The sequence below is a fragment of the Mesorhizobium sp. WSM4823 genome (genome assembly GCF_055811195.1).
Genome location: NZ_JBVVQL010000004.1, coordinates 585819 through 601485, shown reverse-complemented (window position 1 = coordinate 601485; position 15667 = coordinate 585819). Strand labels below are relative to the sequence as shown.

Annotated in this window: 8 protein-coding genes; 2 read left to right on the top strand and 6 right to left on the bottom strand. The window is 61.9% G+C overall.

Translation table 11 applies throughout. From position 1 onward, the window contains the following. Positions 1-303 precede the first annotated feature (303 nt). The 5 genes from AC0L26_RS14895 to AC0L26_RS14875 all read right to left on the bottom strand — a co-directional run bounded on the left by AC0L26_RS14895 (position 304) and on the right by AC0L26_RS14875 (position 12297). Positions 304-2883 carry a mechanosensitive ion channel family protein gene (locus AC0L26_RS14895; protein ID WP_473633192.1) on the bottom strand — a complete coding sequence of 860 codons (2580 nt, stop codon included), beginning with the start codon at positions 2881-2883 and terminating at the stop codon, positions 304-306. A gap of 128 nt (positions 2884-3011) precedes the next feature. After that, the gene (locus AC0L26_RS14890) at positions 3012-4019 is read right to left on the bottom strand and encodes a cytochrome d ubiquinol oxidase subunit II (protein ID WP_473633191.1); all 1008 of its coding nucleotides are present in this window, start codon (positions 4017-4019) and stop codon (positions 3012-3014) included. Then, positions 4019-5389 carry a cytochrome ubiquinol oxidase subunit I gene (locus tag AC0L26_RS14885; protein WP_473633190.1) on the bottom strand — a complete coding sequence of 457 codons (1371 nt, stop codon included), beginning with the start codon at positions 5387-5389 and terminating at the stop codon, positions 4019-4021. Before AC0L26_RS14885 ends, AC0L26_RS14890 begins: the two co-directional genes overlap by 1 nt. A 199-nt stretch (positions 5390-5588) precedes the next feature. Beyond that, on the bottom strand, positions 5589-9884 hold the full coding sequence (locus tag AC0L26_RS14880) for a putative Ig domain-containing protein (protein WP_473633189.1): 4296 nt from the start codon (positions 9882-9884) through the stop codon (positions 5589-5591). Positions 9885-10590: 706 nt separating this feature from the next. Then, a complete protein-coding gene (locus AC0L26_RS14875; protein ID WP_473633188.1) occupies positions 10591-12297 on the bottom strand; it encodes a phospholipase D-like domain-containing protein in 1707 nt (568 codons plus the stop codon). A 345-nt stretch (positions 12298-12642) separates the two neighbouring features. On the opposite strand from AC0L26_RS14875, the gene AC0L26_RS14870 reads away from it, so the two are divergent. Further along, positions 12643-13569 carry an ABC transporter ATP-binding protein gene (locus AC0L26_RS14870; protein ID WP_473633187.1) on the top strand — a complete coding sequence of 309 codons (927 nt, stop codon included), beginning with the start codon at positions 12643-12645 and terminating at the stop codon, positions 13567-13569. Further along, positions 13566-14327 carry an ABC transporter permease gene (locus tag AC0L26_RS14865; RefSeq protein WP_352927598.1) on the top strand — a complete coding sequence of 254 codons (762 nt, stop codon included), beginning with the start codon at positions 13566-13568 and terminating at the stop codon, positions 14325-14327. The genes AC0L26_RS14870 and AC0L26_RS14865 overlap by 4 nt, the downstream gene beginning before the upstream one ends. Before the next feature lie 100 nt (positions 14328-14427). Here the strand turns inward: AC0L26_RS14865 and AC0L26_RS14860 are convergent, their stop codons facing one another. Further along, the gene (locus AC0L26_RS14860) at positions 14428-15465 is read right to left on the bottom strand and encodes a phosphatidylglycerol lysyltransferase domain-containing protein (RefSeq protein WP_473633186.1); all 1038 of its coding nucleotides are present in this window, start codon (positions 15463-15465) and stop codon (positions 14428-14430) included. Positions 15466-15667 lie beyond the last annotated feature (202 nt).

The window sequence follows — 15667 nt, the reverse complement described above, 5'->3', positions numbered from 1 at the left end:
CCCGGCGACCGCATCCGCCCCCGCGAAGCGGTCGCCGGGCGCCGACAGGGAGGATCGACGATGAAGTTCATGTTGACCGGCAGGTCATTGCATCCGCAGTTGTTGTGCGCTGCTCCGCAGAGGTAGAAGTGCCGGCACTGCTGCGATGCAGAAGCTTTCGAGGCGGGGGTCGGTTCGGTTGGCGCGACGCGATCGGACATATCGAGGAAAGACGAAACGGGTGCTCCACGCGCGGTGACCCCTCGGTCGCCTTCAGCGACATCTCCCCTCGAGGTCCTCAAGGGGAGAGACAGTAGCGCCGAGCTAGGAGCCTTTCTTCCACGGCAGGCTCCAGCGCAGCTTTTCCCGGGTCGCTCCGGCCGCAGTCGATGTCGGGGCGGGCTTCATTTCGTGGTACTGTGCCGAGCCCTGCGGTGGATAGGCGTAGGTGTTGTTGAGAGAGAGCTTCTCGATCTGGCTGAAGTCGGGGAACGGCAGGTTTTCCGCCTCACGCCAGTCGCGGACCCTTTTCTCCGCAGCGATGCGTTTTTCCTCGTCGGCCGGCAGATCGGCGGCCGTGTACTCCAACTGCGAGGGAAAGGCGAACTGCGTGCCGGCATCGTCCATGATGTTGATGATGGACAAAAGGATGTCCTCGCGTATGGCGAGGAACTCGGACCCGTCCGCCGTCATGATATAGGTGGACACCTCGATGTCGAGCGAATAGGGGCCGAAGCCAATAAAGCGCACATGGCAGGGGTCGTCGATGACGCGCGGATGCGCGATCAGCAGCTTGCGCAACTCGGCCAAAGTATAGCGCAACTGATCGGGTGTGGTCTCGTAGCGCAGTTGCAGCGTCGTCGCGAAGCGGGTGCGGTCGCGATGCGCGTAATTCTCGATCTGCATGCCGGCGAAATCCGAATTCGGCACCGAGATGATTGTGCGGTCGGGCGACCTTATGCGGGTCGAGCGCATGCCGATATGCTCGATGGTGCCCGACTGTCCGCCGAACTTGCAGAAGTCGCCGACGCTGACCGGCCGGTCGGCATACAGCGTCAGGCCGGAGAGGAAATTCTGCAGCGTCGGCTGCGCCGCCAGCGCCACGGCGAGGCCGCCGATGCCGAGACCGGCGATGACACCTTCGTAAGGAATTGCGAGCACTTCGGCCAACAGCAGGAAGGCGACGATCAGCAGGGCCACGCGCGCCACGCCGGTGGTCAGCGAAATCAGCGTGTCGTGATAGCCCGGCACCTGCCACATGCTACGGTAACGACCGGCGATCCTGCCGATCAGGTGCCAGATCACCGGTACGAAACCTATCACGATCAGGCTCCAGGCCACGGCCTTCACGGGTGCTGCGACCACCTGCGGCAGGCCGAGCGGGCGCAATGTCACCAAAAGGAAAAGGCCCAGGAAGATCGAACGCACCGCCCATTCGACCACGCGCAGGAAACCCGACCGCTGCGAGCGGTTCTGGCTGGGCGTGAAAAAGGAAATGACCGCATTGGCGATGAAGCCGAAGACAACGCCGGCCAGCACTGCGAGGCCGAGCATCCACCATTGCCAGCGCTCCATCGGTCCGGCGCGGGTGAGCAGGCGGGGGCTGATCTCGCGGGCCAGGCCACGCGTGGCGAAGAACGGGTCGGTGCTGGCGAAAGCGGCGAATTCCGGCGCCACCGGGACCTCTTCCACATCGGCATAGAGCGTGCGGATATTGGCGAGCGTCTCGGGCGTGAATTGCCAGATCTTGCCTTTGCCGGTGCCAGCGGGATCCGTCTCGACCGGCCCGACGACTATGTTGCCGGACGGATGCTCGAAATAGACATAGGGCGTGTTGCTTATGGGGTCGTCCGGAATTTCCTGCCAATAGACATAGCCGATACGATCGATGACTTTCTTCAGATAGCGCTCGAGAAGGACCGCCTCGTCGGCGCGCACGGCGGGGTTGTAGTCACGCAGATTGAGCGCCGCCTGCGCCATGTTACCGGCCTCGGTGACGCCGCTGAGCAGCACCTTGAACGTATCGCGTGGCGAGGCCAGTTTGGCTGGATCGTCGACCCAATCGACGGCTTCGCCGCGTGCCGCCTGGAATTGGGCGAGCTTGGCCTGGAGCAGGCCGGACGGCGGCCCGACGATGAACCACTCGCTTTGTCTGCGCCGGAAAGTGACGTCGAAGGCGGCGTTGGTGCCATATTGCTGGAGCTTGGCGCTCACCTCGTCGCCGGCGATCGCGTCATGCGGCAGGCTCCAGAGGCGGAAGGTGGCATTGTCGATGACATTGAACAGAAGCTTGGTGTAGTCGGGCATGTTGAGGCCGCCGCGGTCGGCCTCGGCGACATCGACTAACCCGGCCGCCCGGCCGGCGAGGCCCATGCCGCCGCCGGTCGCGCGCGGTACATTGTCGGCGCCGCTCTCGTTCATCGCCTGCAGGAACGAGCGCATGGTCGTCATCGGGCTGGTCTGGTCGACACGGATGTCCTCGACGGCGCTGACGCGCACGCCTGTCCACCATTCGGCCGTGGCAGTTTCGAAACGTCCCATGAAGCTCTCGCCGTCGGGCGACTGGACGAAGAGGAAAGCGCCCTGGCGATCGCCCTCGAACCAGCGTCCGACAAGATTTCCGCCTTCAGCCTTAGCCTCGATGCGGCCGTTGTAGAGCGGGTAGATGCCCTTTACATCGGCACCGGTCTGCTCGAACGTGATCTCGGCGCCGCCGCCGCGCCATTTCGTGTCCCAAACGCCGGTCCAGTTGGCACCGGTCCAGTCGGCTGCCTCCTGGGCACGCGCCTGTTGCAGCGACGGCAGCAGGCCGGCCAAGGCAAGCGCCACAATCAGAGCGATCATACGGATCAGGGCCGAGGCCAGCCGATGCTGTCTGGCTGAAGCGACGGGGACACCGCTCATTGCATTGTCCTTCTTCTCGCCCGTGCAGCAGTGGGCGGGACTCTGTCGAAGAAGGGTTATTGCCGCGGAAGGTGAATATTCTGTTTCCGCAGGGTCATGGAACACCGCCGGATCGCGGCGCTTGCCGGTCAATCGTAGGTCAGATCCGTCGCCTTGCCGCCGAAAACGCGGTAGGCGTAGAAGGAGTAGAAGATGATGATTGGCAGCACGACCACCGTGCCGGCCAGGATGATGGCAAGGCTTTCGGGCGCGGATGCAGCCTGCCAGATGGTCAGCCTGTCGGGCACGACGAAGGGATAGAACGACCAGGCAAGCCCGGCAAAGCCCAGCGTGAAGATGGCGGCCAGCGTCAGGAACGGTATCAACGCATGGCGGTCGTCTGCCTTGGGTAAATGAAAGGTCTGCCGCCATAGCCAGCCGAACAGCATCGCCGACAGGACCGGCAACGGCGACAAATAGAGCATGGAGGGCCAGACGAACCATTTGTCGAAGATGCGCGGGCTGGCGAGCGGCGTCGCCAGCGAAACGGCGACCATGCCGAGTGCGGTCAGCACCAGCGCACTGCGCAACCAGAGCACCGCCTTCTTCTGCAATTCGCCTTCCGTCTTGTAGATGACCCAGGCCGCGCCCATCGCCGCATAGGCCGCCGCAAGGCAGAGCGCCACCAGCGCGCCAAAGGCGATGCCGCCGAGGCCGACATCCAGGCCGAGCACATAGATGCCCAGCATATAGCCTTGTGCCAGCGAGGCGATGACAGAACCGAGGAAGAAAATGCGGTTCCAGCGATGCTTCCGACCGGCCGGCACCTTGGCGCGGAAGTCGAAGGCGACGCCGCGCAGGATGAGACCGACCAGCAGCAGGAAGACGGGGATATAGAGCGCGGTGAGGATGGTGCCGTGCGCCAGCGGGAAAGCGACCAGCAGCAGGCCGACGGCCAGCACCAGCCAGGTCTCGTTAGCGTCCCAGAACGGACCTATCGCGGCGATCATGGTGTCCTGCTCGGCGTCTTCGGCGACCGCGAACAGGATGCCGATGCCGAGATCGAAGCCGTCGAGAATGACGTAGATCAGGATTGCAAGGCCCATCAGGCCGGCGAAGATGACGGGGAGCAATGTCGGCCAGTCGACGAGGGTCATCACCGTTCTCCTGGTTGGGCAACCGGCTGCGACAGCGGCGCGTTGAGGACACCCGGCAGCGGCGAGACGTCGCCATCCTTCGCCGCCTTCAGCGCCAGATGCACCAGCACGCCGAGATAGGCGATCAGAAGCAGCGCGTAGAGGGTGAGATAGACCGCAAGCGACAGCGCGACCTGGCCGCCGGCGACCGGGCCGACGGCATCGACGGTCTTGAGCACGCCGGTCACCAGCCAGGGCTGGCGGCCGATCTCGGTGGTGTACCAGCCGGCTAGCGTCGCCAGCCAGCCGGACAGCGCCATCGGTACCATCACCAGGGCCAGCAGTTTCGGCAGGCTGTGGCGGCGCTTCAAGAAAAAGGCGGCGGACCAGGATACGACGAGCATCAAGACCCCGGTGCCGACCATGATGCGAAAAGCCCAGAACACCGGGAAAACAGGCGGATGGTTGCCGACATAGTCGTTCAGCCCCGGCACGACGCCGCTGGCGCTGTGCCTGAGGATGAGGCTGGCCCCGTCGGGGATGGTGACCTCGAACTTGTTCTCTCTAGCCGCTTCGTCGGGAAGCGCGAAGAGGACCAACGGCACGTTTGGTCCGGTGTTCCAGTTGGCCTCCATGGCGGCGATCTTCTGCGGCTGGTGCTCCAACGTGTTGAGGCCGTGCTGGTCGCCGGCGAAGATCTGGATAGGGATCAGGATCGCCGCAGTGAAGACACCGGTGCGCAATGCCTTCCACATCGATTCCGAGCGGTCGCCATAGAGATAGCGCAGCGCCGACAGGCCGGCGATCAGGAACGAAACCGTCAGGCCTGAGGCAAGCAGCATGTGGATGAGCCGGTAAGGCATGGATGGATTGAAGACGATGGCCCACCAGTCGGTGGCGTGGGCGACGCCGTCGCGCATCTCGAAGCCGACCGGCGTCTGCATCCACGAGTTGAGCGCGATGATCCAGAAGGCGGACAGGGTGGTGCCGCCGGCCACCAGCACGGTCGCCAGCGTGTGGATGCGGTTGGAGACACGGCGGAAGCCGAACAGCATGATGCCAAGGAACGCTGCCTCAAGGAAGAAAGCGGTGAGGATCTCATAGGCGAGCAGCGGGCCGGCTATGTTGCCGACGGTTTCCATGTAGCCCGGCCAGTTGGTGCCGAACTGGAAGCTCATGGTGACGCCCGAAACCACGCCCATGGCGAAAGACAGCGCGAACACTTTTACCCAGGTGAAATAGGCACGCATCCAGGCGGAATCGCCCGTGGCGTTATAGCGAAGCTTGAAGAACAGCAGCACCCAGCCAAGTGCAATAGTGATAGCCGGAAACAGGATATGGAACGAGATGTTCGCGCCGAACTGGATGCGCGAAAGGATGAGCGGGTCCATGGTGGGCTCCGGCTGCTGCTTATAGCAGGAAGATAGGCTGGATGCGCCAAACGGTCAAAGCGGCGTGGCGTCACGCGAGGCGGAACGCCGCAGGACGGGACCATTTATTCCTGAGGCGTTGTCATCGGAGCCACGGTAGGCACCTATACTCGGATCAGTATACGGCTAGCGCCTTGAGACCGGTTGGCCGATCTCAACACTAGAACCGGATGCCGAACTTGGCCGAGACGGTGTGATCCTGGCTGTCGCCATCGGTACCGACCACGGTGCTGTAATTCATGCCGAAATTCCAGCCATCGCCCATCTGCGCGTCAAAGCCGAGGCCGATCGACAGCAGATCCTGCGAGAAAGCTTCGACGTCGAACCCATAAGGCAAGGTGCCGAGATCGGCATAGCCCATGCTGGCGCGGCTCGATCCCTCGAAATCATGCGTGTATTCCAGCCGCAGGCGTGGCGTCAGCACGCCCCAGCCCATGGGCATTGCCTTTTCCAGCCGCAGGCCGAGCGTGCCGGACAGCGTGTCGATCTCCTGCTCGCCAAAGGTCAGATTGTCGAGGCCGGCGCCGGTCTCGGTAAAACCATCGAGCCTGGAGCGCGAGCCTGACACCCGCCCGTAAGGCGAGATCAGAAGCCCGTCCTGGCGATATTCATAGCCGGCCGAGAGCGAGGCGAAGATCTGGTCGCCGCTGCGTGTTCCCGATGCGAAGTCGCCCGTCCCCGTCACGTAACGCTCGCTGTCGAAATCCAGGCTGCTATAGCCGGCGAGCCCATCGAGGAAGAAGCCAGGCACCGGGCGGTAGCTGCCATACGCCGCAATGGAAATGGCTTTGGCATGGCTTTCGGTACCATTATCGCCGACATCGGTGACGTCGCGCCCGTAGCCGAAGCCGACTCCGGCGGTCAGTTGAGGGCTGAACCGGTAATCGGCGCCGGCACTGACGCCGACCAGGGTGCTTTCCAGCTTGAGCGCGCCATCGTCATTCCTGCCGAAATTCACATAGCCGCCGCTCCAGAGGGCGAGTTCGCCAAATGGGCTGTCGGAGACGATCGGGTCGGCCGCGGCGCTGCCGCTGGTGCCTTGAATCGCCGTGCCGGTGGCCGGCGCCTGGCGCTGCTGGCCGGGCTTGTCCTGCGCATAGGCTGTGGCAGTGGTGGGCAGCGGCTGCGCGGCTGTTGCCGTACGGTTACCGCTAGCGGTGTTGGTCGCCGCGTCAGGTATAACGCGCTGGATGGCATCCAGCGCAGGATCGCTCTGCACGATCTCCTCGGCATAGGCGTCCGGATCGTTCGGATCGCTTTGGACGCCGAGATTTACGCCAATGGAATTTGTGCGCCGTTCGCCCTCATTGTGAAGCTGTTCGAGGCGCTGGTTGAAGTGGCGGATCTGCGTGTTGGCGAACCGCCTGGTGCTTTCCGTCTGTGCCCGGATCAGGCCGATCACTTCCGGATCACGCGATGGATCCGCGCGGGCGGTGACATTGATGGTGACTGTCGCCGGCGCCGACGCGCCATCGGAGTTGGACAGCGTATAGGTCAGGCTGGTGGCGCCGGCAAAAGTGGCGGACGCCGCAAAACTGAGGATGTAGGTACCGCTTTCAGCGACGATCGTCGCCTCGCCGGCCTCGCCTGGCGCCGGCGTGACAATGGCCGCGCTGGTGAACGGGCCATTGACCGCACCTTGGGTGAGGTCGACCGTGCCGGTGGTGCCGGCCAGAACGGTCAGCGTGTGATCCTGTGCTTCCGGCTGCGTTCTCTCGATCACGAGCGTATATGCCTGTTGGCCGGTGAAGCCGAGATTGTCAGTCGCCGTCACGGTGAGATTGAACGAGCCGGATTCCGTTGGCGTGCCGGAGATCTGGTTGCCGCCAAGGCTCAGGCCCGCCGGCAAGGTGCCCGCAGTCAGGGCAAAGCTGTAGGGCGCTGTACCACCCTGAGCGCTTATCGTGACCGCACTATAGGCATCGAACACGTTGCCAGTCGGCAGGCTACCAGGTGCCAGTGTAATCTCCGGCGCCTCGATGGTCAGCGCGTAGGCGCGCTCGCCGGTAAAGCCGTGGGTGTCGGTGGCCGTTACGGTGAAGATGAAGTTGCCGGCGACCGTAGGCGTTCCCGTGAGATCGCCATTGGTCAGGGTTACACCAGCCGGCAAGGCGCCAGCCGTCAGTGTATAGCTATAAGGAGCGGTTCCGCCTGCTGCAGCAAAGGTAGCTGGCCCATAGACAACGCCCCCGGTTCCGATCGGAAGGCTGTCCGGTCCCAGGGTAATTTCTGGGGCGTCGATGGTCAAAGTGTATACATTTTCGCCGGGAAAGCCGTTGGTATCCGTGGCTGTCACGGTGAAGTTGAAAGTACCGGCAGCGGTCGGCGTTCCCACCAACTGGCCATTGGTCAAGCTCATCCCGGCCGGCAGGGCGCCGGCGGTTAGTGCAAAGGTATAAGGTGCTGCACCGCCCTGACCCGAAAGCGCCACCGGCCCATAGGCAGTGCCGGCTGTTCCATTTGCCAGATTGTCGGGCAATACATCGATGCCCGGCGCGTTGACGATCAGCGCATAGGCGCGCGCGCCGGTAAAGCCATTGGCGTCGGTGGCCGTCACCGTGAAATTGAACGTGCCGGCGACAGTCGGTGTCCCCGTCAGTTCGCCATTGGTCAAGGTCATCCCGGCCGGCAGCGCGCCGGCAGACACTGCATTGCTGTAGGGTGCCGTTCCGCCCTGAGCCGACAGCGCCACCGGCCCATAGGCAGTGCCGGCCGTCCCATTGCCAAAACTGACAGGTTCGATGCTGATCGTAGGGGCAACGACGGCCAAAGTGTAGGCCCGTGAACCGGTAAAGCCGTTGGTGTCGGTGGCCGTCACGGTGAAGTTGAAGTTGCCGGCGACAGTCGGCGTCCCGGCCAGTGCGCCAGCGGTCAAGGTCATCCCGGCCGGTAGCGTGCCGGCGCTCAGCGTATAACTGTAAGGTTCTGTTCCGCCCGTTGCAGAATATGCCACCGGCCCATAGGCGGTTCCGGCCACTCCACCGGGGACGCTCGCGGGTTCCACCGCGATCACCGGTGCGACAATCGCCACCGAATAGGTCCGGGTGCCGGAAAAGCCGTTGGCCGATGTTGCTTGCACGGTGAAACTGAAAGTGCCGGGCGTATTCGGCGTCCCTGACAAGATGCCTGCCGACGATAGTGTTAACCCCGCAGGAACCAAACCAGATGAGATGACGAAGCTGAAGGGCGCGGTTGCGCCATTTGGACTGGTGGCCGTGAGGGTCTGGCTATAGGCCACCGCCGACACGCCGCCGGGCAGCGTCGATGGCAAGATATCGACGGTCACGGCGGTGCAGGCGAGCGCCAAATTGGTCACATCGGCGCCGGCAATGGTGCCGGATGTTGGTTGGAGCGTGCAGATTTCCTGCGCCGGGTTGGAGACAATCGAGGCGCTCCAGCTGGTGCCGTTGAGCAATCCGGTAGGGAAAGTAAAGCCGGCCGCCCCGGCTGCGACAGTAACGGTCTGAGGGCCGCTCGAACTGTTCAGTTGAAGAGTGACCGGACCGCTGGCGCTGCTGCCGGTGCCGCCGACGAAGAAGCGTGGCTCGGCAAAGCAGATCAGCGCTGAGCCATTACCGGCGACAACACCGTTGTTGATTGTAACTGATTGCAGCCCCGTGACACCCGAGCTACCGCCCGCACCGCCGCCGCCGCCGCCATTCCAGTTCTGCTGACAGTTGGTCGTGCCCACACCAGCACCGCCGCCGCCGCCGCCAGTGACTGCGCCGCCGCCACCGCCGCCGCCATAGCCGGCGCCGGTAAAGGAGCCCGAGAAATTGAAGGCATCTCCGCCATCGCCGTTGGCGCCGCCGGCTGTAGCGGGAAATGTGCCGCAACCCGCACCGCCCGCACCGCCAGTGCCGACGCTGCCGCCGCCGCCACCGAATGGCCCTGTGCCACCGGGTACAGTCGCGCCTGCAAGGCCAAGCCCACCACCGCCTACACCTCCGGCGCCACCGGCAATCGCATTGGCTGTGCTCCAGCCGGCATTGCCGCCGCCGCCGCCGCCGCCTGCTATGGCGACACGGCTGCCGCTTCGCTGCAGATCCGTTGCGCCACCGCCAATGCCATCGACCCCTTCCCCAACACCGCCAGGATTGACAGCCTGCGAGCCCTGTCCGCCGACGCCGATGGTCAGCACATCGCCGGGCGTGACCTGAAGCGTGCCGCGAACGCGGCCGCCGAGGCCGCCGAGGCCGCCGGGGCTATTGGGGCTACCGCCAATGGTGCCGGCGCCACTTCTGCCGGAACCACCCTGAGCACCCGAGAGAAAAACCGTGGCCTGGGTTACGCCGTCTGGAACGGTTATGGTTTGCTGGCCGCCGGTAAAACCGAATGGATGTGCCGTCTCGCCAGGAGCACAACTTTGTGCCGATGCGCTGGCCGACCAGGCGCAGACCATCGCGATCGCGCCCAGTATCCGCGCAACCGTTCGCACATGTGTCTTTGATTTCATGACGCCCCCGCCAAGTCTGCGACTTTCGATCTATAAGAATGATCTACCGGCGCAGTGCAATCAGAATTTCCATGAAGTTGTCGTGATATATCGGATGCCGCGACTGAGGCTCAATATTAAGCAAGTACGATGCATTTTTGCTACACCAGTAATGCTGTAGCCCAAACGGGGGGTGCAGGCTTCGCCAGCCTAAGCTCCGCGGTTGAAGGAAGCGTTGATATCTTGGATCGCGTGCGCTCTCTCGCCTGTAATTTCGTTGGGAAGCTTAACTGTAGGTATTCGCACTCAAAATCGCAATGATGGTGCAATTATACTCGAATTAAATAAAATTCTTACCGACGTCACACCCCTCTCGCAAATCATCGGGTCTACGCTCGGATCAGCGAGACGCTTATGGCCGTCTCATTTGGGTAGACGTCAGCGGAGCAGCGTGGCGAGACGGTTTTTGCGTCTCATAAGGATTGGTTGCGACAGTCCGAGACGCTAGCGTGGCGTCGTCTAGAGCACGTCCTGTGATCGATGAATCGATTGTGACGTGACAGCAGGCTTCGCCGGTGATTCCGTTAAGTTGATAAGGCCAACCCTGACCTTGGACTAGGTGTGTTTGGGTCCCGAGAACCGGAACGGAGCGGACATTTGGGTCCATCAGTACCGGACGCGCAGGAAACCGCCGTTTGCAGGCCGGCCTCACCTGAATATTCATGCCCTAGATGATCTGTGGGTCCGTCATCACGGTGAACATTCCGACCCGTTTGGACCGCAAGCTTCCGGGCTTGTATTTGCTGAGCCATTCATCCGTTTCGGACAGGAAAAGGCTCGCCTTCCCGTCTGCGGCGGCATTGCCGGCCGCCTCGGCTCTGCCCTGTATCGCCTGGTGAACAGAACGGAAATAATAGTGGAAGAAGAGACGGTTGAATTCGGTGAAGTAAATGTCGGCAGCTCTTCCGCTGCCGCGGATCACGAGCATGTTCTCGTCGTTGCCCGTGATCGAAGCGTCGGAAAAGTTTGCCGACCCGGTGATGACGATCGGGTCCGCACCGAGCGGGTCCTTTAACAGAAACTTCGAATGAATATAGGCGACATGCTGGTTGAGCTTCAGGATGCCGGCATTGACCTCGCGGGTCCAGCGATAGAGATCGTCCCGCAAATACGATCCCCAAGCCTGGTAGACGTTGTGCTTCGCGGATAGCCGCACGAAAGCATCGGGCTTTTCCGGATCCGGCTTGTCTTCCTTCTCCAGCATGAGGAAGGAGATGTGGCTGTCTCGCGTATTGTCTGCGAGTGCGGATTTGAACAGCGCGTTGACGCCGAAGGCGAGCGTAATGCAAGCGAGCGATTCCGCCGCGTCAAGCGTCTCGACATACATCTCAAGAACTGAAACGCCCTTTCGCGGGCTGAAGATCGGCGTCACTCCGGCTGGAATGTCCGACAGCTTCCCAGGCGTCGACAGCAACGCCATCACCGCCTCGCGGTAAGCCGCTTTTTTGGCTGTCGCTTTGGCCCTTGGGTCGCCCTTCAACGAGCCAGGATCGGTTGCCAGCAGTCTCCAATATTTGCTGAACGCCGAGGCAGTGTCCTTGTTGCGAAACCAGTGCCCGACATTGGTTTGCCCGTGAACCCCGCCATCCGACAGATTGGTGGAGCCCGTCCAGACCTCTTCTGCGACCGCGGGGTCGCCACGCAGAAGCACCAGAAACTTGTTGTGCTGGATGTCGCTTGGATTGGCGGCGCGCCAGCAGGCGACGCTGTCCGCCGGCAATCCGGCGGCGGCCACCGTGCGCTTGCTGTCCTCCAACGGGAAGCTCTCGATAAGCTTACCCGTCTTTTTGTCGATATGGGCGTTGTCCTTTGCGTCCAGGATCAGCTTGACGGCAACCCCGCGTTCGACGGCGGCCGTCAGTCTTTTGACGACGGGCAGATAGCGGAACTCATAAAAACACCCAAGCAGCGTATCGCCGGCTTGCGCGCTGTCTATGAAGCGGATCAGGGCCTCGTCGAGATCGCGGCTCAGCCAGTCGAGCGCCGCCTGGCGCTTGACCGGGTCGGTGATCTTGTCCGGCGCCTTGTTGTCGAACTGGCGCGCATAGGCCTGACTGCTTGCGACGCCACGATTGAAGAAGATGTCATGCTCGCCCTTGGTAAACAGCGGCTCGGTGCGGATGCCGATCTCCACCGGCGCTGCGCTGCGGTCGATATTCCGCGGTTTTCCCTTCAGCGGATGAAAAAAATAGCGATACTCGCGACCTGGTTTGGCGGTGAAGTCATCCCAGACGAAGCTCTGGATAGGCTGGTCATATGTACTGACGATCATATCCTGGCTGGGAAAGGGAATTACGGACGGAAACACCTTGAAACCGTACATGAAATAGCGCTCGTCTTCCCGCGGGTCGAAGCGCTCAACCGCAAAACCCAACAGGCCGGCCGTATCGGCCTGTCGGTAGTCGACAGCAAAAGAGACAGTGTTTGTGCCCGAGACAGCATATATTACATAGCCGTCTACTGAATTTGACCTGAAATGCACGAGAACCCCCTCTTGTTCATCGTTTTTACGGAACGCAGTGAAGTAGATACTACTATAGCATGGAATATGCTTTTATGGCGAAACGAGGCGTGCGACTGCGCGATTGCGGCAGGGGGAGATGCGTCTTCGCATGCCAATGTCCAGAACTGTCAGGAGTGCCATTGACTTCCGGCTGCGCGCACCGACATTCAGCGGATTAAAATCGACAATCCCCCTTTCAAGCAGCCGTTTTCAGCCATGCCATCCATCATTTCCATTTCCGGGGTCACCAAGACCTACGCCACCGGTTTCAAGGCGCTGAAGGAAATCAACCTCGATATCGAGCGCGGCGAGATTTTTGCGCTGCTCGGGCCGAACGGCGCTGGCAAGACGACGCTGATCTCGATCGTCTGCGGTATCGTCAACCGCTCGTCGGGCACGGTCACCGTGGACGGCCACGATATCGGCCGGGATTATCGGGCAGCGCGTAGCCTGATCGGGCTGGTGCCGCAGGAACTGACCATCGACGCGTTCGAGAGCGTATGGGCAACTGTCAGTTACAGCCGTGGCCTGTTCGGCAAGCCGGCCAACCCCGCCTTCGTCGAGAAGGTGCTGCGCGACCTGTCGTTGTGGGACAAGAAGGACGCCAAGGCGATCACCCTGTCCGGCGGCATGAAGCGGCGGCTAATGATCGCCAAAGCGCTATCGCACGAACCGAGGGTGCTATTTCTCGACGAGCCGACAGCCGGCGTCGACGTCGAGCTGCGCCAGGACATGTGGGCGATGGTGCGTCGGCTGCGCGAGGATGGCGTCACCATCATCCTGACCACGCACTATATCGAGGAAGCCGAGGCGATGGCCGACCGCGTCGGCGTCATCAACCGCGGCGAGATCGTGCTGGTCGAAGACAAGGCCGAACTGATGCGCACGCTTGGCCGCAAACGGCTGTTGCTGGAGCTGCGCAGCCCGCTTGCCACCATACCCGAAACGTTTTCGCGCTATGCGCTGGAGCTTTCGCCGAACGGTGACCAACTGACTTATACCTATGACAACCAGAGCGAACGGCCGGGCGTGGCCTCGTTGCTCCGCGACCTTGAGACTGCCGGCATCCAGTTCCGCGATATCGACACGCAAAACAGCTCGCTCGAGGAGATCTTCGTCAATCTGGTGAGGAAGGACGCATGAACCTGCGAGCAGTCTGGGCGATCTACAAGATGGAGATGGCGCGCGCCTTTCGGACCGTGCTGCAGAGCATCGTCTCGCCTGTCATCTCGACGTCGCTCTATTTCGTCGTCTTCGGCTCGGCCATCGGCTCGCGCATCACAGAGATCGACGGCATCAGCTACGGCGCTTTCATCGTGCCGGGGCTGATCATGTTGTCGCTGCTGACGCAGTCGATCTCCAACGCCTCCTTCGCCATCTACTTCCCGAAATTCGTCGGCTCGATCTACGAATTGCTGTCGGCGCCGGTATCCTATCTGGAAATCATCATTGCCTATGTCGGGGGTGCGGCGACCAAGTCGATCATACTCGGCCTGATCATCCTGGCGACCGCGGCGCTGTTCGTGCCGCTGACCATCGAGCATCCGTTCTGGATGCTCGCTTTCCTGGTGCTGACGGCGGTGACGTTCAGCCTGTTCGGGTTCATTATCGGCATCTGGGCGAAGAGCTTCGAGCAGCTGCAGCTGGTACCGCTGCTGATCATCACGCCGCTGACCTTTCTTGGCGGCAGCTTCTATTCGATCGATATGCTGCCCGGCATCTGGCGCACGGTGACGCTGTTCAATCCTGTCCTTTATCTGGTCAGCGGCTTTCGCTGGAGTTTCTACGGCAAGTCCGACGTCTCGATCGGCATCAGTCTCGGCATGACCGTCGTTTTCCTGCTTATCTGCATAGCGGTGGTCGCGTGGATATTCAGGACCGGCTACCGGCTGCGGAACTGACGGTCCCAACTTCGTCATCCCAGGTCTCCGCGGCGTTGCTTCGCTCCGCCCCAGGATGACGAAGGGAAAAGGCTTCGGTCAAGCCCGCTGTGTCGAGGACCTAGAGTGCCTTGATCAGGCGGAGCAATCCCAGCATCTCGATGAAAGTGCCCTTGCGGAAGGCGATGTAGGTCGGCTCCTCGATGCCGTGGAAGCGGCGTTTGAAAGCTGCCTGCCCCTGCAGGTTGAACTTGCTGCGGTTGATCCATGGCGAACCATAGGCGCGCTGGAAGGTGGTGCGCCAGAAGTCGCTTTCGGCAAATCCGCTGGGTCCGATGTCGACGAGCGGCGACAGGCCGAGCGTGACGACGGAGACGCCTTGCTCACGGAAGCGGTCGACTGCGAATTTGGTCAGGCCGATCTCGGCATGCGGCGTGGCGTCGACATGCTTGCGCTTGAACGAGGTGGTGTAGCCGATCACCTTACCGCCGCTGAACAGGGGATCGAAGTCGAGCAAGGCAACGAGATCGCCATCAGGGCCATGCAGGACGAAGCGGCGCATGTCGACGCCGAGATGATCATTGAAGGGGCGGTTGAGGAAGGCCATCTCCCATCGTTTGACGATGCGGTCCGCCCGCCAGTTCTGCGATAGCCGCTGGATCTCGTCGAGAAAGATGGTCCGCTTGTCCTCGGCAAAGGAAAATCCCTTTTTCAATAGCCAACGCTCGGAATAGCGCACGGTTTCGTTGCGCTTTCCGGAAAAATCATGGGCGGGCAGGACCAGCCGCGTATCCACGCCGAGACGGTTGACCTGATATCCGAGCCCGGCCAGCACGCACGCCGTCTGTTCGCCGATCTGCACGAACCACGGGTTATCGGCGGCCTCAACGAAACGCTTGATATAGTCGGGCCGATCGGGCGGATGGACCACTGGGTCGCCGAGCGCGAAATGGTGTTTCATTTTGGTGCCGAAGGCGATGTAGCCGTCAGCGTCACCGAAATAGGAAAGGTTGCGCTGGACGGCGGTCGAATAGGCGAGCGAAAAATTGCCGTGCTGGCGGACCAGCGCCAGGCGCTGGACATGCGTCAGCTCCCGCCGCTCTACCTTCGGCGCTGCGCCCTCGAGCAGGCGGTCGAAATGAATGCGCAAGGAGGCCATTGTCGAGATTCCGCGTCCCGCGCTTCACTACTGGGAGTACCCGCCAGCTCGCGGGCTTCGAATCAATCGCATTGGGCGGTCTGATTATCGATCATATCGCGCATGTGCCCTATAGAGCGCAACTGGGGTGGTGAACACCATGAAATGGTAGCAGCGAGAATTGAACGAAAGCCCAGAAATTGGGTATAAACTGGCAATTGGT

Coding starts and splice junctions, on each gene's coding strand:
- AC0L26_RS14880 (WP_473633189.1), bottom strand. CDS start 9,884: ATGAAATCAAAGACACATGTGCGAACGGTTGCGCGGATACTGGGCGCG.
- AC0L26_RS14890 (WP_473633191.1), bottom strand. CDS start 4,019: ATGACCCTCGTCGACTGGCCGACATTGCTCCCCGTCATCTTCGCCGGC.
- AC0L26_RS14895 (WP_473633192.1), bottom strand. CDS start 2,883: ATGAGCGGTGTCCCCGTCGCTTCAGCCAGACAGCATCGGCTGGCCTCG.
- AC0L26_RS14860 (WP_473633186.1), bottom strand. CDS start 15,465: ATGGCCTCCTTGCGCATTCATTTCGACCGCCTGCTCGAGGGCGCAGCG.
- AC0L26_RS14870 (WP_473633187.1), top strand. CDS start 12,643: ATGCCATCCATCATTTCCATTTCCGGGGTCACCAAGACCTACGCCACC.
- AC0L26_RS14865 (WP_352927598.1), top strand. CDS start 13,566: ATGAACCTGCGAGCAGTCTGGGCGATCTACAAGATGGAGATGGCGCGC.
- AC0L26_RS14885 (WP_473633190.1), bottom strand. CDS start 5,389: ATGGACCCGCTCATCCTTTCGCGCATCCAGTTCGGCGCGAACATCTCG.